This window comes from Amycolatopsis sp. FU40 (assembly GCF_021903635.1).
In the GTDB taxonomy this organism is placed as follows: Bacteria; Actinomycetota; Actinomycetes; order Mycobacteriales; family Pseudonocardiaceae; genus Amycolatopsis; species Amycolatopsis dendrobii.
This window is the reverse complement of sequence record NZ_CP091381.1, coordinates 5367976-5389111: the sequence shown is the minus strand read 5'-3', so window position 1 is coordinate 5389111 and position 21136 is coordinate 5367976. Positions and strand designations below refer to the sequence as shown.

Genomic DNA, 21136 nt, shown 5'->3' with positions numbered 1-21136 from the left:
ATTGTGCTAGTACAGACGAATGAGTGACCCGATCGACGAGGCGGCGTTGTCTGGCGGGACGGCCGCTGAGATCGCACTGTCGGTCGAGAGGGCCATCTCCGCCGGACGGCTGGCGGCCGGCGCGCGGTTGCCGACCGTGCGCGGACTCGCCGCGCGGCTCGCGGTGAGCCCGGCGACTGTCAACGCCGCCTATCGGACGCTGCGCAACCGCGGTCTGGTCGCAGCCGCTGGCCGCGCGGGGACTCGCGTGCTGGAACGAACCGCGCCGGCCAACCGGGCGCTCGGTGCGCCGGTCGGGCCGGGCGTGCGGGACCTTGCCGACGGCAACCCTGATCCCGCGCTGCTCCCGCCGTTGCGGCCTGCGCTCGCCAAGCTGTCCGGAAGGCAATGGCTCTACGGCGAAGCTGGCGCGCTGCCCGCGCTCCTGGACTGGTTCCGTCTCGACTTCGAGCGCGACGGCCTCGCCGCCGAGCACCTTGCGGTCGCCGGTGGCGCGATGGACGCCATCGAGCGAGTGCTGCAAGCGCACCTGTGGCCCGGCGACGCGGTGATCGTCGAGGATCCGGCTTTCAGCGGCGTCTTGGACCTTGTGGCCGCGCTGGGATTGCGTCCGATCGCGGTACCGGTCGACGACGACGGTCTGCGCGCGGACCTCCTGCAACGCGCGCTCGAACAGCGTCCGGCGGCGTGCGTCCTCACGCCGCGAGCGCAGAACCCGACCGGGGCCGCGCTCAGCCCGGAACGTGCTGCCGAATTGCGGAAAGTGTTCCAGCGCCACGAAAACGTCCTGCTGATCGAGGACGACCACGCTGCCGCCATCGCTGGCACGGAACCGGAAACTGTTGCGGGGAAAGGGGAGTTCCGGCACTGGGCGGTGATCCGGTCGGTGACCAAATACCTCGGGCCGGACCTGCGGCTCAGCGTCGTGAGCGGCGATCAGTTCACCGTGGACCGGGTGCTCCGGCGACAGCAGGTCGGCGCGGGCTGGGCGAGCCGTCTCCTCCAGGAACTGGCCGTGACGATCCTCCTCGATCCCGCGACGCCCAAGCTGCTCACCACGGCCCGCGAGACCTACCGCGAACGGCGGCGCGTCCTCGCGGATGCGCTGGGGCGGCGGGGTATCACGTTGTCCGGCCGATCCGGATTCAACGGCTGGATCCCGACTCCTGCCGAGGGTGCGGTGGCACAGGCGCTCCTCGCGCGCGGCTGGGCAGTGCGCACCGGGGAGGCGTTCCGGACGAACGTTCCGCCGGGCCTGCGGGTGACGTTCGCGAACCTGTCACCTGCGGAAGCGGAGGACTTCGCGGCGACACTGCACTCGATTTCGCAGGGCGACGGGCGCGGTTATCCTGCCTGATTGCTCGCTTGCTCGGCGACCAGCCAGCACAGGCAGAAGGGGTGCCCGGCCTACACCTGGAAGTCGTCGCCGGACGGATTTCCTTCGGCCTGCTTCAGCACAGTGGCACCGAGAGCCATGACGTGATCGTGGGCTTCGGCGAAATCTTCGGCCCACAGATCGAGGTGCACCTCCTGCTTGGTCGGCCCCCGGCCACTCTGGCCCTGAACGCGCTCTCCGCGGCGAGATCTGCCGCGTCAAAGACGACGACCTGGTATCTCACCCGCAGCCCGGCAACATACCGCGGTCAGACCCGGTCCAGAAGCTCGCGCAGCCGAACGATGTCCTCGGTTCGCGTACGCCAGCTGATGACGCACACCCGCAACGCAGGCCGTCCCGCGACGCGGACCGGGCTCACCCACGCGGAGCCGGTGGCGTTGACCCGATCCGCGAGATCGCTGTGCCACCGCCAGGAGTCCGCCGGATCGGCCGGTGCGTCCGCGCGGGTCACGCACACGATCGGCAGCGGCGTGTCATTGATGGCGAGCCAGCCCGCGCCGGTGAGCTGATCCCGCAGATCCTGCCCGAGCGCCGTGTCGTGCTCGATCTGGTCGCGGTAGCCGGAAACCCCGTATGCCAGCAAGCTCAGCCACAGTTTCAGCCCGGTGAACCGCCGCGACCACTGATTGCTCGTCGTGTACGGATCGGCGGTGTCGTCCACTCGGCCCGGCATGTACGAGGTCGACACGGTGAACGACGAGCTCAGCTCGGCCCGGTCGCGGGTGAAGAACATCCCCGCGCCCATCGGCACTGACAGCCACTTGTGCGCGTCGACGGTGATCGTGTCCGCGCGTTCGATCCCGGTCAGGACCCCGCGCAGCCGATCCGACAGACAGACGGCTCCGCCCCACGCCGCGTCCACATGGAACCGCAGCCCGGCCCCGGCCGCGAGATCGGCGAGGCGCGGCAACGGGTCGATCATCCCGGCCCCGGTGGTCCCGGCCGTGGCCACGACGAGGAACGGTGCTTTGCCGTCCCGCCGGTCTTCGGCGAGCACCATTTCGAGCGCGGCGACGTCCATCCGGCCGCTCGCGTCGGAAGGCACCAGGCGGCACGCGTCGCGGCCGAGCCCGGTCGCGTGGGCGATTTTCAGCCAGGCCAGGTGGGAATCCGCGCCGGCGTAGAACACCGGTGCCGCGTCGAGAGCGCGCAGGCCACCGGTGCTGTACTCGGGAAACGCGTGGGTGAGCGCGGTCAGCACCGCGGTCGCGTTGGCCTCCGCGCCGCCGCTGGTGAAGTGGCCGCCCGCGGTGGCCGGGAGGCCGAGCCGTCCGGAGAACAGGTCGATGCACCGCTGTTCCGCCTCGACCGCGAACGGTGCGTGACTCCACGCGGCGAGCTGCGGATTCACCGCCGCGGTGATGAGGTCTCCGACGACGCCCGCCCACGTCGCGGACGGGTTGAACAGCCCGAAATACCCCGGGTGGTCGGTGTGCACGGTCCAGCGATCGAGCGCGGTGAGCACCTCCGGGACGGCTTGCGCAAGGTCTTCCGGCTTCTCCAGCGGGTAGTTCTCAAGCCAGGAGCGGATTTCCGCCGCGTCCGCGCTCACCGGGCTCGCCGGGCGTTCCGGGCGCGTGCGCCACCCGTCGACCAGCTGATCCACCACGCCGTGCAGCAGCTTTGCCGCCGATTCCGCGTCCGTCGCGACCCCGCCGCGGTCCTGCTCCCTCGCCATCAAGCCACCCCCAAATTGTGCTAGTACGTAACTCGTTTTGTACTAGCTTGAGATGAGGCTAGGTGGCCCGGAACAGGGCCGCAAGAAAGCAATTCCGGCCAGTTGTGGCCCGATTCGTGCGCTAGGCCAGGGCGAGCGCGTCGTCGATCGCGGCGTCCAGGAATGCGAGGGTGTCGCGCCGCCGGGCGAGGGGATTCCGGTAGCTGCGACACCCTTCCGCGCCTCCGGTGCGCAAGCTCAAGCTTTCCGCGATGATGCGCTGCCATCGCGCGTCGAATTCCCTTGCGGCATAACGCCCCGCACCACTCTTGGAGGTCAGTTCCCCGGTGGCCACCAGATGGTGCAGCCGGCTCACCCCGAGCACTGCCCACACCGGGAACAGCGGGCTCATCCCGACCGCGAGCGGCAACGCACGGGCGCGCCGGTTTTTCTCCCACCACGGCCGCCAGTAGCTGCTCAGGTTGTCGACTGTGAACGCGCGCAAGGCATCCCGATCCGCCCACACGTCCACATCGGACGGTTCGGGCCCGCGCAGCGCGATCCCGCGGGTGGCGAGTTCGCAGAACGTCACCGGGTTCAGGCCGTCCCGGCCCGCCGCGGTGAACCGGTTTTCCTGCGCGCACGGAACGTCCGGACAGTCGTCGGGCCCGGCGGCGAGGTCGGCCCAGGTGAGTACGGAGCCGTCGAAATGCGGCTTCGGAAACCGGTCGACGGTGGCGGCATGAGCCTGCGCCAGCGCCGAGATCTCATCCGGGCCCGGACGCCGATCAGCGACCGCGACGAAGTCGATGTCGCTGGCCGTGCTCAGCCGCCCGCGTCCGGTGCCGCGGGCGTGGAAGTCGCCGAAGCAGACCGAGCCGACCAGGTAGAAACCGGTCACCAGCCCGGGCGCGGCTCGGTCCGCTGTGGACAGGAACAGGTCGGTGCTTCGGCGGACTTCCGCTGGGATCTCACTCGGCACGCCTGCCACGCTACCGAGTCACGAGAGTTCGGCGGCGGCCCTCGCCAGGTCGTCGACGCTGCCGGACATGACCGTGCGGACGTGCTTCGTGAGGTGGTCCAGCGGCCAGTCCCACCACGCGATCGCCAGCAGCCGCTCGACGTCCTCGTCGCGGTACCGGCGGCGGATCAGCTTGGCCGGGTTGCCGCCGACGATGCCGTAATCCGGCACGTCGTCGACCACGACCGCCCCGGACGCGACGACCGCGCCGTGCCCGATGCGGACGCCCGGCATGACCGTCGCCCGGTAGCCGAGCCAGACGTCGTTGCCCAGCACCGTGTCGCCGCGACCGGGCAGGCCGGTGATGGCGTCGAAGTGCCCGGCCCAGTCGCCGCCCATGATCGGGAACGGGAACGTCGACGGTCCGTCCATCCGGTGGTTGGCGCCGTTCATGATGAACCGCACGCCCTCGCCGAGCGCGCAGTACTTGCCGATCACGAGCTTCTCCGGCCCGTAGTGGTACAGCACGTTGCGGGTCTCGAAGGCGGTCGGCTCGTCCGGGTCGTCGTAGTAGGAGAACTCGCCGACGTCGATGAGCGGCGACGTGACCAGCGGTTTCAGCAGCACCACTCGCGGCTGCCCGGGCATCGGGTGCAGGACGTTCGGGTCAGGGTAAATGGGTTCTCTCCTCGTGGTGACGGGTTCAGCGGCGGGCGGCGGCGGACCCGAAGCCCAGCCAGGTGTGCCGGTTGCCCCACCAGCACCAGCCGACCTTCGGGGCGTTGCGACGCTCGCTGCCGTCGCGGCCGGTGCCGTTGCTGATCCACAGTGCCGGCGTGCGGGTGTCGAACTTGCCGTTCTCCTTGCGCAGCCGGGAGCCGATGGTCATGAAGCAATGATTGCGCTCGAGCGCCGACGGCTGCTGCAGCACCCAGTGGATCCCCTCGGTGAGCAGCAGCGGACTGCGCCCGGCCTTCGTGATCGCGGGCAGGGCTTCCTCGGGGCTCCAGTTCGCCATCTCGTCGCCGCGGTCGATTCCGGTGACGAGGTACAGCGGCGCGTCGGGCAGATCGATGTCGCGCGGCGCGAACTGGTCGACGTCCGCCATGTCGGTGACGACGAACCCGGCCTTTCCTTCGCGACGCAGCAGCGGCGCAAGCGCCGACGCGGGCGCCCGGTCCGGGTGGACCGCCAGCAGCGCGCCGTCCGCGGCACTGTGCTCCGCGGCGAAGCCACGCAGGTCACCGGCGGGGAGCTGGGCGATCTCCGGCACTCCCAGCGCGATGAGGTGGTTCGCCTGGTCCGCGAGCGACGGAAGGGCAGCGATCGACAAGTGGTTCTCCTTCGGGTTATATTTACATCGGTAGTAAAAGTATGCCGAGAGTCAAAACGGGTGTCAAGGTAAAATTACGTCGGAGGTAAGTTTTTGATGGATGTGGGCCTGCGGGAAGCCAAGAAGCAGGAGACGCGCCGGCTGATCTCCGACCACGCGACGCGGCTGTTCCTGGAGCAGGGCTTCGAGGAGACGACGATCGCCCAGGTGGCGGCGGCCGCACGGGTCGCGAAGAAGACGGTGACCAACTACTTCGCCCGCAAGGAAGACCTGGTCCTCGACCATCAGGACGAGTTCGTCGCGACCCTGGCGGCCGCGGTGTCGTCGCGCGAACCGGGGGAGTCGGCGCTCGCGGCGCTGCGGCGGGCGTTCGAGGCGGCGGTCGCGGCGAAGGACCCGGTGGTCGGGTTCGCCGGGCTGGAGTTCAGCCGGATGATCGCCGAGAGCCCGACGTTGTCCGCGTGCCTGCGCGGTCTGCACGAACAGCGGGAACGGGCGTTGGCGCAGGCGCTGGCGGACGCGGTCGGCAGCCCCCGCACGGACATCACGGTCCGCACGGCGGCCGCGGTGCTGGGAGCGGTGCACCACAGCCTGTTCGAGCGGATCGAGGAGCTGACGCTGGCCGGACGGCCCGTCGACGAAGTCGCGGCGACGGTCGGGGCGGAGGCGGCGCGGGCGTTCGACCTGCTGGAACCTTCGCTCGGGAACTACGCGGTGGCCTCCGCGCCGTCCTAGGCGACGTCCGTCCGAAGAAGTTTTTCCCGCGATGTCGATCCGCGCGCACCCCGATCGTCGCTTGAGTGAGACGACCGGAAAGACACCAGGGGAGACAGAAATGAGCGCCGGACGACGCGAGTGGCTGGGCCTGGCGGTGCTGGCCCTGCCGACCGTGCTGTTGTCGCTGGACATGAGCGTGCTGCACCTCGCGGTTCCGCACCTCGCCGCGGACCTGCGGCCTTCCAGCACGCAACTGTTGTGGATCATCGACATCTACGGCTTCATGATCGCCGGGTTCCTCGTCACGATGGGCACCCTCGGCGACCGGATCGGCAGGCGCAAGCTGCTGCTGATCGGCGGCGGCGCGTTCGGGCTCGCGTCGGTCGCGGCGGCGTTCTCGACCAGCCCGGAGATGCTGATCGCGGCGCGGGCCGTGCTCGGGATCGCCGGGGCGACGCTCATGCCGTCGACGCTCGCGTTGATCAGCAACATGTTCCCGAACCCCCAACAGCGCGGCACGGCGATCGCGGTGTGGATGAGCTGCTTCATGGGCGGCATGGTGGCCGGCCCGGTCGCGGGCGGGTTCCTGCTGGAGCATTTCCGCTGGGGTTCGGTGTTCCTGATGGGCGTGCCGGTGATGGTCCTGCTGCTCGCGACCGCGCCGAAGCTGCTGCCCGAATACCGCGACGCGAGTGCCGGACGCCTCGACCTCGCCAGCGTCGCCCTCTCGCTCGCCGCGATCCTGCCGGTCATCTACGCGCTCAAGGAAATCGCCAAAAACGGCTTGTCCCTGACCGAAATCGGCGTGCTCGCCGCGGGGCTCGCGGTCGGTGCGGTGTTCGTTCGGCGGCAGCAGCGGCTGGAGCATCCGCTGCTGGACCTCCAGCTGTTCCGGGTGCGCGCGTTCAGCGCGGCGGTGGCGATCATGCTGGTCGGCGCGGTCACCATGGGCGGGGTGTTCATGCTGGTCAGCCAGTACCTGCAGATGGTCGCCGGGCTGAGCACGGTCGACGCGGGGCTGCTGCTGGTCCCGCAGGCGCTCGCGGTGGTCGCCGGGTCGACGATCGCGCCGCGGCTGGCGCGCCGGTTCCGGCCGGAATTCGTGCTGGGCTTCGGAATGCTCGTCGCCGCGGGCGGGATCCTGTTGTTCACGCTCGCCAGCGGGTCCGGCGGGGTGGCTTTCGTGGTGCTGGGCATGTCGATCGCCAGCTTCGGCATGGGGCCGCAGGGCGTGCTGTGCACCGAAATGGTGGTCGGTTCGGTCCCGCCGCAGCGGGCCGGCGCGGCTTCGGCGATGTCGGAGACCAGCGCGGAATTCGGGATCGCCATGGGGATCGCGGTGTTCGGCAGCGTCGCTACGGCGGTGTACCGCGACCAGATCGCGCTCCCGTCCGCCGTGCCCGCCGCGGCGGCCGCACAGGCGACCGACAGCATGGCCGGTGCGATGGAGGCGTCGGCGACGCTGCCCGGCGCGACGGGCGAACAGTTGCTGGCCACGGCGCGCGACGCGTTCAGTTCGGGGCTGCACACCGTCGCCGGGATCGGGGCGGCGATCGTGGTGGTGTTCGCAGTGGTGGGAATGGTCGCGCTGCGGCGTTCCCCGGCGGCGGCGAAGACGGAAGAGCCGGTGCCAGTCGCGTCGTAACCTATTGCGCGGTCAGGGTTTTCCCGTGACACGACTGCGGGCCGGTGCTCTGGCCGAGCTGAACGCTCGGCGGGAACACCGGCCCGCAGTCGTGAGAATCAGGGTTTCCGCGCGACGCCGACCGCCACGATCCGCTGCGCGACCGTCGGCTCGCCCAGCAGCGGGCCGTCGGGCCACCATTCGACCACCGGCACGATTTCCGCGGGTTTGTTCGGCCCGCTCGGAATCAGCTCCAGGTCGTGGAACAGAGCCTTGATCTCGGCGCGGGTGCGGGACGAGACGTCCTTCATCGATCCGTTGTGGACCGATTCGATGATGCCCTGCACCGCTTCGTCGTCCTCGGAACCGTCGTGGGCGTCGAGCAGGTGCGAGATCGCCACGTACGAACCGGACGGGAGCCGGTCGATGAATTCCTTCGTCACCTTCGCCGGAACCTCGCGGTCGCCGGTCTGGTGGTGCAGCGCGAGCAGGAACAGGACCGCGATCGGCTGGTTCCAGTCGAGGTGCTCGTTGACCGTCGGATGGTCGAGAATGCTCGGCGGGTCGAAGAAATCCGCCTGGATGTATTCGGTGAATTCGTTTTCGTCGAGCAGCGCCCGCCCGTGGCTGGCCACCACCGGGTCGTAGTCGACGTAGACGACCTTCGCCTGCGGGTCGGCCCGCTGCACGATCTGGTGCACGTTCTCCGAGGTCGGCATGCCGGAACCGCAGTCGATGTACTGCCGGACGCCCGCGTGGTAGGCGAGGAACCGGCAGATCCGGGTCATCAGGTGCCGGTTGACCCGCGCGGTTTCCGCGATGTCCGGCATCACCCTGGCGGCTTCCCTGGCGACCTGCCGGTCGATCTCGTAATTGTCTTTCCCGCCCAGCAGATAGTCGTAAACGCGGGCGGCGCTCGACTGGTTCGGGTTGACCCCCGGCGGTGCGTTGACTGCGTCGGCCACGACGCGTACCTCCCGCGTGTTGACACGGTGATAGATGCCGTACCGAGAGTAGCGGACTCGCCCCAGACCGCGAAACCGGTTCGGCTATGTCTCCAGGAGGGCGTGTTTCACCGCGCTGATCAGCTTTTCGAGGACAGGTTCCGCCGCGCCGAAGGTGAGCCGGACGTGGGTGTCCGGGGCGTGCAGATCGGCGCCGCGGATCGCCGTGACTCCGTTGCGCAGCAAAGCCCGGTCGATGTCTTCCGGAGTGTCGCCGAGGCGGCCGCAGTCGGCGAGCAGGAACGCGCCGCCGCCGGGGCGTACCGGGGCGGGCAGGCCGCTGGCCGCGATGCCGTCGCACACGAGGTCGCGTTTTCGCTGATACGTCGAACGCTCGCGGTCGAGCCATTCTCGCGGCCCGGTGAGCGCGGCCGTCGCCGCGTACTGCGCGACCGCGCCGCAGCACACGGCTTCCCATTGAAGGCGGCGTTCCATCGCGTCGACGATTTCCGGCGGCGCCAGCACGTAGCCGATCCGCCAGGTCGCGAGCGCGTAGTACTTGCTGAGGCTGGTGACGGTGATCAAGTGCGGCCAGACCTCGGCCAGTCCCTCGATCGGATGGTGTTCGTTCCGATCGAAGGCGAAATGCCGCCACGAATCATCGGAGATCACGAGAAGTCCGTGGCGGGCGGCGAGGCCGACCACCGCGGCGATGGTTGCGGCATTGGGGAGGTAGCCGGTGGGATTGACCGGATTGCACAGGAGAATGGCACGGCTGCGGGGCGTCACCGCGGCGGCCATGCCGTCGAGATCGAAGGTCCAGTCCTCTCGGGACGGGACATACGCGGGCACCGCGCCGGATTCGCGGATGGCGCCGTCGAAGAAGTATGTCGGGGTCGGCACGATCACCTCGTCGCCGGGCTCGAGGACGGTGCGCAGCACAAGGGAAAGCCCGTGTTGCGCGCCGTGCGTCACCAGCAGCCGGCGCTCGGGGTCGATGTCCGGGCCCAGTTCCGCGGCGATGGCCGACCGGAGTTCGGGAAGGCCCCGGCTGTCGCGCGGGTCGGGTTTGTCCATTGCCCGCAGGACCGCGTCGCGCACGTGCCCGGGCATCGGCAGGACCGGGGCTCCGATGAGCGGAAGCATCGGGACGCCGGTCCGGCGGGCCCGGTCGCGAGCGCTCAACGCGCCGAGCGCCGGGACGTCGCGGGAGGCGGGGAGAACCGTGGAGGTCGAGCTGCTTCGCGGCATGAGAACAGCTTCCCACACTGAGATATCAGTGACAATAGTAGATATCTTTTAGGAGGCCTGAAGATGCTCTCGTGCCATATCAACCAGCAGTACTGGTATTCTGAGCGGGTGTCCGACATCCACGACGTCCTCTCCGGCGCGCCGCACATTCCCGCGTTGCTGCTGGTCGGCAAAGACGAATCCGGCCTCGACCGGACCAGTCAGGCCTACCGGGCGATCCGGCGCCAGATCATCGATCTGACGCTGCGTCCCGGCAGCAGTTTCACCGAGACGTCGCTCGCGCAGCAGTGGCAGATCAGCAAGACGCCGGTGCGCGAGGCGCTCGCCCGGCTGCGACGCGACGGGCTGGTCAGCGCATTGCCGCGCGCGGGCTACGTCGTCAGTTCGATCACGTTGCAGGACACCGGCGATCTGTGCGGCCTGCGGTCGCTGCTGGCCGGCGAGGCGGCTGCCGAAGCGGCGCGCAACGGCATCTCGGTGCCGGCGCTCGAACGGCTCGAAATTCTGTCGAAGATCTCGTCCGATTACGTGGCGGGCGAGACGGAACTCGACGACTGGCTGCCGGTCGGGATCGAATTCGAGGCCATCATGGCCCATTTCAGCGGCAACAACCGGCTCGTCAAATCGCTCGTCGACGTCCTCGACGAACTGGAACGCGTGCTGCGGCTGGTGCTGATGATCGCTCCGGACGTCGCGAGCCCGCCGGGTGAACTGCGCGCGATTTTCGAGAGCCTGTGCGAGCGTGACGCGGAAGCAGCGCGTGCCTCGATGCAGGCTCGGTGCGAGCGGGTGCGCCGCGACGTGCTCCAGGTGCTGACCAAGAGTACGTCGGTCAGCCGCGCGAACATCGAAATCCCGCTGAATTGACCGGTGCGGCCCGGGGAGCGCGTTCTCCCCGGGCCGCGATCCGGTCAGACCGCGGTGGGGAAATGCAGGCTCGCCGCCTCCGGCGATTCCGGCCAGCGACTGGTCACGGCCTTGGCGCGGGTGTAGAAAGCGACGCCCTCGGGACCGTGCATGTGGTGCGCGCCGAACAGCGACTGCTTCCAGCCGCCGAACGAGTAGAACGCCATCGGCACCGGAATCGGGACGTTCACGCCGATCATCCCGACCTGCACCGACCGCTGGAACTGCCGCGCCGACCGGCCGCTGCCGGTGAAAATCGCGGTGCCGTTGGCCCACTCGCTCGCGTTGATCAGGTCGATCGCCTCGGTCAGCGAATCGACGCGCACGACCGCGAGCACCGGGCCGAAGATCTCGTCGCGGTACACGCTCATCTCGGGGGTCACGCCGTCGAAAAGCGTTGGCCCGACGAAGAATCCGTCCCCGTCCACGGTGCTGTCCCGTCCGTCGACCACCAGTTCGGCACCCGCGGCGGTCCCTGCGTCGAGGTAGCCCTTGACGCGCTCGAGCGCTTCCGGCGACACGACCGGTCCCATCTCGGACCCCGGCGTCAGCCCCGGGCCGACCTTGATGGCGCGGGCCTTTTCGCCGATCAGCTTGACCAGCGGCTCGGCCACATCACCGACCGCGACGGCGACGGAAATCGCCATGCACCGCTGGCCGGCCGATCCATACGCGGCGGAAACCAGGTGCTCGGCAGCGTTTTCGAGGTCGGCGTCGGGCAGGACGACGGCGTGGTTCTTCGCGCCGCCGAGCGCCTGCACGCGCTTGCCGTTCGCGGTCGCGCGCTCGTGCACGTACCGCGCGATCGGCGTCGAGCCGACGAACGACACCGCCGCGACGTCCGGATGGTCCAGCAACGCGTCCACCGCGACCTTGTCGCCGTGCACGACGTTGAAAACTCCGTCGGGCAGCCCCGCCTCGGCGTAGAGTTCGGCGACGAAGCCGGCCGCGGAAGGGTCGCGTTCGGACGGTTTGAGCACGAACGTGTTGCCGGTCGCGATGGCGATCGGGTGCATCCACATCGGGACCATGGCGGGGAAATTGAACGGCGTGATGCCCGCGCACACGCCGAGCGGCTGCCGGAACGAAAAGAGGTCGACGCCGGTCGAGACCTGGTCGGAGTATTCGCCTTTGAGCAGGTGCGGGATGCCGCAGGCGAAATCGATCACCTCCAGGCCGCGGACGAGTTCGCCTTTCGCGTCCTCGAAAACCTTGCCGTGTTCGGCGGAAACGATCCGCGCCAGTTCGTCGAGGTGTTTCTCGACCAGGGTGCGGAACGCGAACATGAGCCGCGCCCGGCGCATGACCGAGGTGTCTGCCCAGTCCGGCAGCGCGCTGCGCGCGGCTTGCACCGCGGCGTCGACGTCGGCGGGCTCGGCGAGCAGCACGGCGGCTTGGCGCTCGCCGGTCGCGGGATTCCACACCGGCGCGGTCCGGGTCGAATGACCGGTGGTTTCCCGGCCGCCGATGCGGTGTCGGATGATGGGGTGCACGAGGGAACTCGCCTTCTGGTCAGGGGGTGAGGCAGCATCGGCCGCCGATGCTGAGTGCTGGCAAGGGTTTTCGGCGCGGACAGCTCAGACGATGAGGTCGCCGCCGTTGATGTCGATCGCGGCGCCGGTGATGTAGGCCGCGCGGTCGGACGCGAGGAACGCGACGAGTTCCGCGACCTCCCAGGGCAGCCCGGCGCGCGGCACCGGGAACGATCGGGTGGCTTCGTCGAGCGCGGCCGCGGAAAGCAGGCCGCGGACCATCGGGGTGTCGATCAGGCCGGGACAGACGGCGTTGACCGTGATCCCGTCCGGCCCGTAGTTCTTCGCGAGGTGCCGGGTGAGGCCGAGGACGCCGTGCTTGGCCGTCGTGTAGTGCGCGCCGCCCGCGGTGCTGATCGTTTTGCCCGCGGTGGACGAGAAATTGACGATCCGGCCCCAGCCGCCGGTCCGCATCGCGGGCAATGCGCGCTGGCAGCACAGGAACGTCCCGTGCACGCTGACCGCGAGCACGCGATTCCACTCGGCTTCGGTGATATCTTCAAACGCCGTCGGTGGTGCGATACCGGCCGCGTTGACCAGGATGTCGAGCCGGGTATGGCCGGCCAGCACCGCGTCGAACGCGCGGCCGACCCGATCCGCGTCGGTGACGTCCACCGCGATCGACTGAAGCCGTTCTGCCGGGACCGACAGCGTCGCCGCCAGTTCCTCGACGTCGCGCGCGGCCGGGTCGAATACCGTGACTGTCGCGCCCCGGCTGGCCAACGCGTGCACTGTGGCCAAGCCCATCCCGCTCGCTCCGCCGGTCACGATCGCGACCCGGCCGGCGAGTTCGCGGCTGTCGGTGCTGGTCGGAGCGCGGAGGCCGTCGACGGTGCTCATGCGGCCGCCAGCAGGCCGCGGACCCGGCCGAAAGCGGCGGCTGCCTGTTCGAGGTGCTCCCGCGTGTGCGAGGCCGAGACCTGCACCCGGATCCGCTCTTCCCCAACCGGGACAACTGGATGAGAGAGCGCGAAGACGAGAACACCTTCCCGTCGCAGCGCCGCTGCCATCTCAACCGCGAGCGTTCCACCGCGCAGCATCACCGGGACGATCGGGTGTTCGCCGGGCAGCACCTCGTACCCCAGATCCCGCAGCGCGGCGCGGAGCCAGGAAGTGTTGGCGGCCAAGCGTTCCCGCAGCTCCGGGCGGCGAGCGGCAAGGTGGATCGCGGTCAAGGCGGCGGCTGCGAGCGGAGGAGCCATCGCGTTGGTGAAGATGTAGGGCCGCGAAACCTGGCGCAGGGTTTCGGTGACCGCGCGCGGACCGGCGACGAAGCCTCCGGCCGCGCCGCCGAGTGCCTTGCCGAGCGTTCCGGTGACGAGGTCGACCTCATCGCGGAGTCCGAAGTGTTCGGCGGTGCCGCCGCCGAGGACCCCGGTCGCGTGCGAATCGTCGACCAGCAGCACCGCGTCGTAGCGGCGTGCCAGTTCGACGAGCTGGGGGAGCGCCGCGAAGTCGCCGTCCATGCTGAACACACCGTCGGTCACGATCAGCCGGTGCCGTGCCTCCGTGCTTTCAGTGAGATATCGCTCCAGCTCGTTGAGATCTGAGTGGGCGTAGACCCGCCGCTGGGCCTGTGCCAGCCGGATGCCGTCGATCAGGCTGGCATGGTTGAGCGCGTCGCTGAAGATCACGTCGTCCGGGCCGAACAGAGCGGCGAAGACGCCGAGGTTCGCGTCGAAGCACGAGCCGTACAACACCGCGTCCTCGGCGCCGACCAGGTCGGCGATGGCCGCCTCGAGTGCACTGTGGACATTCCGGGTGCCGCAGAGCACCCGGCCCGCGGCCACGCCGAGTCCTTGGCCGCGCATCGTTTCCTGGGCCGCGGCAAGGACTTCCGGAGACTGAGCGAGACCGAGATAGTCGTTGGAAGCGAGGTTGACCAGCTTCTCGCCGTCCACGCTCACCGTCGGGCCCTGTGCACCGGAAACGACGAGGTCGCGCCGAGGTCTGCGGCCATCGAGTTCGGTGCGCAGCCGGTCGAGCAACGCCGTGTTCACGCGGTATCTCCGATCCATTCGGTGCAGGACACGACCTCGAATCCCCGGCTGGGAAAGACCTTGTCCAGCAAGAAGTCGTTGACGTCCTGGTCGCCGTCCGCGCATCCGTCGCGCAGCACGGTCACCGGGTAGCCGCGATCAGCCGCGTCGTAGCAGGTGGCGGTGACCATCGCGCTGGTCGCCACCCCGGCGACCGCGAGGTCGCGGACGCCCCGGGCACGGAGCACGAGGTCGAGGTCCGTGCCGGCGAACGCGCTGGCCCGGCGCTTCAGAACGACAACGTCTTCCGCGCTGACCGGCAGTGCGAGTCCGGTTCCCGGCGAACCCTCGTGGAACGCGTCCCCGGCGTCGAAGAACGAGCGGTACAGCGCGCCGCCGGGCAGGTCGGTTCCGTTGTCCCGCATGGCGAAGTGCACGAAGACGACGAGCACGCCGGCCTTCCGGGCCCGCGGCAGCAGGCCGGTGAGCGGCGGCACGACCTGGCGGGCGAACGGGTAGCCGTCCGTGATGCCCCGCTGGATGTCGCCGACGATCAGTGCAGTGGTCATGAAAGGTTCCCGTCCAGTCGTTCCATCCGCCGCCCCGTGGTGAGCAGGGCGGCCAGTCCTGCCGTCATGATGATCGCGATCGCGAGCAGCGCATAGGTGAAACTGCCGGTCGCCGACGCGACCGCGCCGGTGAAGTACGGGCCGATGAACCCGCTGAGGTTGCTGACCGAGTTGATCAGCGCGATCCCGGACGCGGCGGCCGCGCCGGTCAGCCCGATCGCCGGGATCCGCCAGAACTGCGGCATCGCGGTCAGAATCCCGGAGACGCTCAGGCAGACCGCGATCACGAACAGCGTGCCGCTGCTGGTGAACGTCGCGAGCAGCAGGCCGACAATACCGAGCGCCATTGGTATGGCAGTGGCGGTCACTGCAGTACGCCGGGCCGCGAACCGAGCCCACACCAGCAGCGCGAGCAAGGCCACCGCGTACGGGATCGCGGACAGCAAGACGCTGCTGACGTCTCCGGCGCCGCCGATGCTGTGCGTGATGGACCGGAGCATCGTCGGCAGGAAGAACTGGAGCGGGTAGAGCCCGAACGCGATGGCGAACCACGTCACGGCCATGACCCAGACCCGGCGGCTGGTCAGCGCCTCGCGCAGCCCGGAAAGCGCGCCGTGGGCCCGGTGTTCCTCGGCTTCCGCGGCCAGCGTCGCCTCGATCGCCGCCTTCTCGTCGTCGTCGAGCCAGCGCGCGGTGGCCGGGCGGTCGGGAAGGAAGACGAAGACCAGGATGCTGACCACCACCGTCAGCAGACCCTCGACGAGGAACAGCGACCGCCAGCCCGCGATGCCGAACAGTTGCTGGCCCCATTCGAGCAGCGCGGCGGCCAGCGGCGAGCCGATGATCGAAGCCACCGGCGTCATCAGGAAGAACGCCGACAACGCCCAGGACCGCTGGCGGCGCGGGAACCACAGGGTCAGGTAGAGCAGGATCCCGGCGGCGAGCCCGGCCTCGGCGAACCCGAGCAGCAGCCGGGCCAGGTAGAGCGTCGCGGCCGAGTTCACCGCGGCGGTGGCCGCGGTGACCAGGCCCCACGTGATCATGATGCGCGCGATCCACTTCCGCGCGCCGAACCGTCGCAGCGCCAGGTTGCTCGGCACCTCGACGAGGATGTAGCCGATGAAGAACAGTCCGGCGGCGAGCCCGATCTGGCCGGTGCTCAGGTGCAGGTCGCGCGACATCGGGGCGGCGAGGTAGCCGACGTTGGCGCGGTCGATGTAGCTGGCCACGTAGGCGAGGCCGACCAGCGGGATGATCCGGAGGCCCGCTTTCCGCCAGGTGCGCGGTGCGACAGTGCTCCGGCCGGCGGCGACATGGGAACTCATGGCGAAGTCCGATCTGTCGGGGAATGGGAGTGGTGGTGCGTCAGCGCGCCCCGCCTCGTATGGCAGCGGTGGCGACCTGGTCGATCCCCCCGTCGTCGATGACGACGCCGTAGTCCCGGGCAGCCCCCTCGCGGGTGACCTTGCCGTCCAGGACGTCTTCGAGCACCCGCTCCGGCTCCCGGCCGAACGGATGTCCGTGCCCGCCCCCGCCCGCGGTCACGTGCCGGTGCCGGGTGCCTGCGGTCATGGCGAAATGCGGTTTGGACGCCAGCACGCGTTCTCCCGGACCGCCTTGGTCGAGGACGTTGAGCGACGGGGTTCCCGGCGCGCCGCCGGCCAGCCCGTACGGCAGGAACTTCCGCCGGTCGGACCGGATCTGCACGCTGGCCTCGGAGGCCAGCAGCGTCATGTCGCGGAACGTCGCGAGCCCGCCGCGCCAGCGTCCCGCACCGCCGCTGTCGGGCAGGTAGCCGTAGCCGTCGATGCGCAGGTGGCCGGAGCGTTCGAGTTCTTCGACCGGGGTGTTGGTCAGGTTCGCGCCCAGCGAGCTGATCCCGTCGACGCCGTCGCGGTCGGGCCGGGCGCCCCACGCGCCGGCGAGCGGATCCCACAGCACCATGGATTCGCCGTCCGGTCCGACCAGCCCGATCGCGATTCCGTCCGGACCGCCCTCGCCCGCGGCGGGCACCCGGTCCGGGAACACCGGCGCGAGGGCGCCGAGCACCGCGTCGATGATCCGGAAACCGACCAGCCCGCGGGCGCCGCGCGCGGCCGGGCGCTGTCCATTGAGGATGGACGCTTCCGGGATGACGAAGCTGAACGGGCGGTAGAACCCGCTGTTTGCCGGGATGTCGGAGGCGAGGACGCCTTGCAGCGCGGCGTAGGCGGCGGAGCGGGTGAACGATTCGGTCGCGTTGAGCGCGGAGCCGACCTGCGGAGAGGAACCGGTGAAGTCGAGTTCGATCCCGGCGTCCGACAGCGTCGCTTTGACGCGGATCGGGATCGGCCCGGAGCCGAGTCCGTCGTCGTCGATGTGGTCGGTGAACTCGTACGTGCCGGGCACGGCTTCGGCGAGCGCGGCGCGCAGGAGCGTTTCGGAGTAGTCGAGCAGTTCGTCGATCAGGTCAGCGAGCCGTTCGGCGCCGTGGCGGGCGGCGAGGGCGCGCAGTCCTTCGGCTCCGGTGTGGCAGGCGGCCAGCTGGGATTCCAGGTCGCCGCGCAGGAGTTCCGGTTCGCGGACGTTGCGCAGCAGCACGCGCAGGAAGGTTTCGTTCGTGGTGTCCGCGTCGATCAGCCGCGCCGGTGGGATCTGAATTCCCTCGGCGAAGATATTAGTGGACTGGACTGCCATCGACCCGGCCGCCCAGCCGCCGACGTCGGTGTGGTTGACGACAGTGACCGCGAAGCCGAGCAGCGTTTCGTCCGCGAACACCGGGGAAACAGCGAAGATGTCCGGCAGGTGCATGCCGCCGAGCGACGGGTCGTTGAGCAGGTAGAGGTCGCCGGGCCGGACCGAGTCGCCGAACTCGGCGAAGATCGCTTCCATCGCGGCCGGAATGGACCCGAGGTGCACCGGCAGCGTGTTCGCCTGCGCGATGACCCGGCCGCGGGCGTCGCACAGCGCGGCGGAGAAGTCCATGCTGGACGCGACGAGTTGCGAATGCGCGGTGCGCAGGATGGTGATCGCCATTTCGTCGGCGATCCCGGTGACGGCGTTGCGGAAGACCTCGAACGTCACGGCGTCGCGGATCATGCGGCACTCCAGGTGATCACGATGTTGTTGAACCGGTCGCGGTGCGCCTGCGCGCCGGGCGGGACGAGGGTGGTGGCGTCCATGTCCTCGATGATCATCGGTCCGTCCGTCGGTTCGGCGCCGAGCGCGGACCTGGTGATGACTGGTGCGGAAACTGTTTCGGCGAACCGGCATTCCCGTGTCTTCGCTGCCGTGCTCTCGGTCTCCGGCAGGGCCAGTACGTCCGAAATGGACACTGGAGTCGGCTGCTTGCCGCGCACGCGGAGGTTCACGGGCTCGACCAGGTCGTCGGTGCCCGCGCGGCCGTAAGTGCGCTTGTGCTCGGCGTGGAACCGGGCGCGGGTTTCGGCGAGCAAGTCCTCGGTCAGTTCGCCGTCGGGGACGCGGATCCGCAGTTCGAAGCGCTGTCCGCGGTAGCGCATGTCCAGCAGCCGGTCCACGGCCGCGTCCTCGCCGAGTTCCTCGCGTACCTTCGCGGACAGCCGCGCGAATTCGTCGGCGAGCGCTGGTATCTCAGCGAATTCGGCGCGGTAGGGCGAAAGTTCGTGGCGTTCGGTGTCGGCGACGAGCAGGCCGAGACTGCTGAAGAGCCCGGGATGCACCGGTACGAGCACGGTGTCGATGCCCAGTTCACGGGCCAGCGCGGCGGCGTACAGCGGACCCGCGCCGCCGAACGCGACCATGGTGGCCTCTCGCGGATCCCTGCCTCGTTCGCTGGTCACCGCTTTGACCGCGGTTGTCATACTAGAGACGGCGACCTGATATGCCCCGCGCGCCGTTCCGGGGATGTCGTCGCCCAGTCGTCCGGCCACTGTGGACAGTGCCTTTTCGGCGAGGTCCGGGTGGATCGCGACGCGGCCGCCTGCCAGAGACTGCGGACTGAGATATCCCAGTGTGACGTTGGCATCCGTCAGGGTCGGCAGTGCGCCGCCCTGGCCATAGCAGGCCGGGCCCGGCCGGGACCCGGCGCTCGCCGGTCCGACGTGCAGCGCGCCCGCCGGGTCGACGGAGATGATGCTGCCGCCGCCGGACCCGACCTCCGCGATGTCGATCGACGGGGCCCGCACCGGATAACCGGCCCCGGAGCTGAGCCCGCGCGCCACGTTCATCCCGCCGCCGACCTCGTAATCCGCCGAGACGAACGGTTCCCCGTGCTCGATCAGCGAGGCCTTCGCCGTGGTTCCGCCCATGTCGAAAGCGACCACTGTGGACAGACCGATCAGCTGCGCGAGCTTCTGCACCGCGGTGACCCCGGCGGCCGGGCCGGACTCGATGATCTGCACCGGCCGTTGCGCGACCGAAGCCGCGTCGAGCAGACCCCCGCTGGACTGCATGACCAGCAGCGGAGCCTGGACGTTTTCGGCGCGCAGTCCCGCTTCCAGCCGGGTGAGGTAACCGTGCACCGCCGGGCCGACGTAAGCGTTGACCGTCGCCGTGCTGGTGCGTTCGAATTCGTGCGGCTGCGGGGAAACGTCGACCGACGCGGTGACGTAGACCTCCGGCAGTTCGGCACGCAGCAGTTCGGCGACCCGCCGCTCCTCGTCCGGCCGGACGTAGGAATTGAGCAGGCACACGGCGATCGCCTCGATGCCGTCCACGCGCAGTTGTGCGGCCAGCGCCCGGACTTCGTCCGCGTCGGTCGCGGGGGAGAGTTGCCCGTCGGCCGTGATGCGCTGGTCGAGTTCGTAGCGATTCCTCCGGCGCGCCAGCGGCTGCGGCTTCGACCACGAGAGGTCGTAGAGCGCGGGACGCCGCAGCCGTCCGATTTCCAGCACGTCGCGGAAGCCCCGGGTGGTGACCACCGCGGTCCGGACGCCGCTCATCGAAAGGATCGCGTTGGTGGCCACGGTCGTACCGTGCAGCATCGCGACGACTGACTCCGGTCGCGTTCCAGCGGAGGCCAGCACCGCGGTCGTCGCCGTCACGACGCCCGCGCCGTACTCGGGCGGCGTCGACGGCACCTTCATCGGGACGACCTCGCCTGCCGGGCCCAGCGCGATGACGTCGGTGAACGTGCCGCCGATGTCGGCGCCGACCCGCCAGCCGGCCGGTCGAGGATCGTGACTGCGAGGCACTGCGATCTCCTTCGTTCAGCGAGCGACTGGGATCACAGTAGGACTGAGTTGAGATATCAGCAAGCAGCAGTTGCCATTTTTTAATTCAGAACTGGTCGTAGCAGAGGTGGCCGGCAAGTAGTGCGGAGGCGCTCGGATGCGGCGTGGTTCAGTGCCTGGACCTGCGAGGTTTACGGTCTTGCCGCTCGGTCGGCCACCTCCGGTCGCTCGTCAGGTCGCGGTCGGCAGCGTGGGTGACAAGCGGTCCGGGGAGCTGCGGTGAGCGCGGCAGAGGTTCGATGCGAGGGCGTCGCGGCCGTGGCGTCGTTCGTGGTGAAGCGCTCGGCCAGGAGGGCTTCCGCCGTGGTTATGCGTCGAAGGCGAGCACCGCGTCGAGCAGTTCCTCCGGGGTTTCGACCTGCGGCAGATGCCCGGTGCGGGGAAGCACGGTGAAGGTCGCGCCCCGGATCGCGGCGGCGTACGCCTTGCCGTACTGCGGGTCGGCGATGCGATCGCTCTCGCCCCAGAGGACGTGGACGGGGATGTCCGCTTTGCCTAGTCGCTCGGCCAGCGTCGGGTCGGTCATCGCCGGGCCGGCATAGCCCACCAGTGCGGCGACATCCGGGCTCGGGCCGGTGCCGCCGGCGGGCGGGACCGGCGCTTTCGCCGGGTCATGGAACGAGAATTGCTGGATTTCGGCGACGGTTTTGCCGCGGACGTCGGCCAGCGGATGCCCGGCGACCTCGATGCCGATGCCGTCGACGACCACTGCGCGGCTGACGCGCGGGCTGTGCAGCAGGGCGATTTCCGCGGCCAGCCAGCCGCCGAAGGAGTTGCCCACCACGGTGACGTCCGAGACGTCGAGGTGGTCGAGCAGTGCGACGTACGCCTTGGCCAGCGCGGTGACGTCGGTGAGTTCGGCGGCTTTCGGCGTGCTGTTGAAGCCGGGATGGGTGGGCAGCAGGACTCGCGAGCGGGTGCGGTCGGCCAGCAACTCGGCGAAGCCGGCCATCGTCGCGACGCCGCCTCCGCCGTGCAGCAGCAGGAATGTCCGGGTCCGGTCGTGGTCTTCGACAGTGATCTCGACCGGTCCGGCCAAGGGGAACTGGAGTGTCCGGGAAGAAGTCATATCAGG

At 69.5% G+C, this 21136-nt stretch carries 19 protein-coding genes; 4 read left to right on the top strand and 15 right to left on the bottom strand.

From position 1 onward, the window contains the following. Positions 1-19 precede the first annotated feature (19 nt). The gene (locus tag L3Q65_RS25620; protein WP_237596862.1) at positions 20-1357 is read left to right on the top strand and encodes an aminotransferase class I/II-fold pyridoxal phosphate-dependent enzyme; all 1338 of its coding nucleotides are present in this window, start codon (positions 20-22) and stop codon (positions 1355-1357) included. A 50-nt stretch (positions 1358-1407) separates the two neighbouring features. On the opposite strand, the gene L3Q65_RS25615 is transcribed toward L3Q65_RS25620, so the two are convergent. The 5 genes from L3Q65_RS25615 to L3Q65_RS25595 form a co-directional block, all read right to left on the bottom strand. Beyond that, positions 1408-1527, bottom strand: coding sequence for a VOC family protein (locus L3Q65_RS25615; RefSeq protein WP_237596861.1), 120 nt, complete (start codon positions 1525-1527; stop codon positions 1408-1410). 116 nt (positions 1528-1643) lie between these two features. Beyond that, a complete protein-coding gene (locus tag L3Q65_RS25610; protein WP_237596860.1) occupies positions 1644-3074 on the bottom strand; it encodes a pyridoxal-dependent decarboxylase in 1431 nt (476 codons plus the stop codon). Positions 3075-3195: 121 nt separating this feature from the next. Further along, positions 3196-4035: a DUF4111 domain-containing protein gene (locus L3Q65_RS25605; protein ID WP_237596859.1), complete on the bottom strand. Its 840-nt coding sequence runs from the start codon at positions 4033-4035 to the stop codon at positions 3196-3198. An 18-nt stretch (positions 4036-4053) separates the two neighbouring features. Then, the gene (locus L3Q65_RS25600) at positions 4054-4662 is read right to left on the bottom strand and encodes a CatB-related O-acetyltransferase (RefSeq protein ID WP_255750836.1); all 609 of its coding nucleotides are present in this window, start codon (positions 4660-4662) and stop codon (positions 4054-4056) included. Positions 4663-4717: 55 nt separating this feature from the next. Beyond that, positions 4718-5347: a DUF5701 family protein gene (locus L3Q65_RS25595; protein WP_182891367.1), complete on the bottom strand. Its 630-nt coding sequence runs from the start codon at positions 5345-5347 to the stop codon at positions 4718-4720. Positions 5348-5443: 96 nt separating this feature from the next. Here L3Q65_RS25595 and L3Q65_RS25590 point away from each other — a divergent pair, with 96 nt between their 5' ends. Together L3Q65_RS25590 and L3Q65_RS25585 are read left to right on the top strand one after the other, a co-directional pair. Continuing rightward, the gene (locus tag L3Q65_RS25590; protein WP_237596858.1) at positions 5444-6082 is read left to right on the top strand and encodes a TetR/AcrR family transcriptional regulator; all 639 of its coding nucleotides are present in this window, start codon (positions 5444-5446) and stop codon (positions 6080-6082) included. 100 nt (positions 6083-6182) lie between these two features. Then, positions 6183-7709: an MFS transporter gene (locus L3Q65_RS25585; RefSeq protein WP_182891369.1), complete on the top strand. Its 1527-nt coding sequence runs from the start codon at positions 6183-6185 to the stop codon at positions 7707-7709. Positions 7710-7807: 98 nt separating this feature from the next. Here L3Q65_RS25585 and L3Q65_RS25580 read toward each other — a convergent pair whose 3' ends face one another. Next, positions 7808-8653, bottom strand: coding sequence for an SAM-dependent methyltransferase (locus L3Q65_RS25580; RefSeq protein WP_182891370.1), 846 nt, complete (start codon positions 8651-8653; stop codon positions 7808-7810). A gap of 84 nt (positions 8654-8737) precedes the next feature. Continuing rightward, positions 8738-9883 (bottom strand): pyridoxal phosphate-dependent aminotransferase, encoded by a 1146-nt coding sequence (locus L3Q65_RS25575; RefSeq protein WP_182891371.1) that lies wholly within the window; start codon positions 9881-9883, stop codon positions 8738-8740. 108 nt (positions 9884-9991) lie between these two features. On the opposite strand from L3Q65_RS25575, the gene L3Q65_RS25570 reads away from it, so the two are divergent. Beyond that, entirely contained in the window at positions 9992-10750 is a 759-nt protein-coding gene (locus L3Q65_RS25570; protein WP_182891372.1) for a GntR family transcriptional regulator, read from the top strand. A 44-nt stretch (positions 10751-10794) separates the two neighbouring features. On the opposite strand, the gene L3Q65_RS25565 is transcribed toward L3Q65_RS25570, so the two are convergent. The 8 genes from L3Q65_RS25565 to L3Q65_RS25530 form a co-directional block, all read right to left on the bottom strand. Beyond that, a complete protein-coding gene (locus L3Q65_RS25565) occupies positions 10795-12282 on the bottom strand; it encodes a CoA-acylating methylmalonate-semialdehyde dehydrogenase (protein ID WP_182891373.1) in 1488 nt (495 codons plus the stop codon). Between the two features lie 84 nt (positions 12283-12366). Beyond that, positions 12367-13161, bottom strand: coding sequence for an SDR family NAD(P)-dependent oxidoreductase (locus tag L3Q65_RS25560; RefSeq protein ID WP_237596857.1), 795 nt, complete (start codon positions 13159-13161; stop codon positions 12367-12369). After that, positions 13158-14339 (bottom strand): glycine C-acetyltransferase, encoded by a 1182-nt coding sequence (locus L3Q65_RS25555; RefSeq protein ID WP_237596856.1) that lies wholly within the window; start codon positions 14337-14339, stop codon positions 13158-13160. Before L3Q65_RS25555 ends, L3Q65_RS25560 begins: the two co-directional genes overlap by 4 nt. Then, positions 14318-14869: a cysteine hydrolase family protein gene (locus L3Q65_RS25550; RefSeq protein ID WP_182891375.1), complete on the bottom strand. Its 552-nt coding sequence runs from the start codon at positions 14867-14869 to the stop codon at positions 14318-14320. Before L3Q65_RS25550 ends, L3Q65_RS25555 begins: the two co-directional genes overlap by 22 nt. Continuing rightward, positions 14866-16194, bottom strand: coding sequence for an MFS transporter (locus L3Q65_RS25545; RefSeq protein WP_182891376.1), 1329 nt, complete (start codon positions 16192-16194; stop codon positions 14866-14868). The genes L3Q65_RS25550 and L3Q65_RS25545 overlap by 4 nt, the downstream gene beginning before the upstream one ends. Positions 16195-16234: 40 nt before the next feature. Further along, the gene (locus tag L3Q65_RS25540; RefSeq protein ID WP_237596855.1) at positions 16235-17947 is read right to left on the bottom strand and encodes a hydantoinase B/oxoprolinase family protein; all 1713 of its coding nucleotides are present in this window, start codon (positions 17945-17947) and stop codon (positions 16235-16237) included. Next, the gene (locus tag L3Q65_RS25535) at positions 17944-20022 is read right to left on the bottom strand and encodes a hydantoinase/oxoprolinase family protein (RefSeq protein WP_237596854.1); all 2079 of its coding nucleotides are present in this window, start codon (positions 20020-20022) and stop codon (positions 17944-17946) included. The genes L3Q65_RS25540 and L3Q65_RS25535 overlap by 4 nt, the downstream gene beginning before the upstream one ends. A 346-nt stretch (positions 20023-20368) precedes the next feature. After that, entirely contained in the window at positions 20369-21130 is a 762-nt protein-coding gene (locus tag L3Q65_RS25530; protein WP_182891379.1) for an alpha/beta fold hydrolase, read from the bottom strand. Positions 21131-21136: the final 6 nt, after the last annotated feature.

What these genes read in the sequence shown, in the direction of transcription:
- L3Q65_RS25530 (WP_182891379.1), bottom strand. Translation starts at nt 21,130, where the DNA reads ATGACTTCTTCCCGGACACTCCAGTTCCCCTTGGCCGGACCGGTCGAG.
- L3Q65_RS25550 (WP_182891375.1), bottom strand. Translation starts at nt 14,869, where the DNA reads ATGACCACTGCACTGATCGTCGGCGACATCCAGCGGGGCATCACGGAC.
- L3Q65_RS25590 (WP_237596858.1), top strand. Translation starts at nt 5,444, where the DNA reads ATGGATGTGGGCCTGCGGGAAGCCAAGAAGCAGGAGACGCGCCGGCTG.
- L3Q65_RS25585 (WP_182891369.1), top strand. Translation starts at nt 6,183, where the DNA reads ATGAGCGCCGGACGACGCGAGTGGCTGGGCCTGGCGGTGCTGGCCCTG.
- L3Q65_RS25540 (WP_237596855.1), bottom strand. Translation starts at nt 17,947, where the DNA reads ATGATCCGCGACGCCGTGACGTTCGAGGTCTTCCGCAACGCCGTCACC.
- L3Q65_RS25575 (WP_182891371.1), bottom strand. Translation starts at nt 9,883, where the DNA reads ATGCCGCGAAGCAGCTCGACCTCCACGGTTCTCCCCGCCTCCCGCGAC.
- L3Q65_RS25555 (WP_237596856.1), bottom strand. Translation starts at nt 14,339, where the DNA reads ATGGATCGGAGATACCGCGTGAACACGGCGTTGCTCGACCGGCTGCGC.
- L3Q65_RS25600 (WP_255750836.1), bottom strand. Translation starts at nt 4,662, where the DNA reads ATGCCCGGGCAGCCGCGAGTGGTGCTGCTGAAACCGCTGGTCACGTCG.
- L3Q65_RS25610 (WP_237596860.1), bottom strand. Translation starts at nt 3,074, where the DNA reads ATGGCGAGGGAGCAGGACCGCGGCGGGGTCGCGACGGACGCGGAATCG.
- L3Q65_RS25545 (WP_182891376.1), bottom strand. Translation starts at nt 16,194, where the DNA reads ATGAGTTCCCATGTCGCCGCCGGCCGGAGCACTGTCGCACCGCGCACC.
- L3Q65_RS25560 (WP_237596857.1), bottom strand. Translation starts at nt 13,161, where the DNA reads ATGAGCACCGTCGACGGCCTCCGCGCTCCGACCAGCACCGACAGCCGC.
- L3Q65_RS25620 (WP_237596862.1), top strand. Translation starts at nt 20, where the DNA reads ATGAGTGACCCGATCGACGAGGCGGCGTTGTCTGGCGGGACGGCCGCT.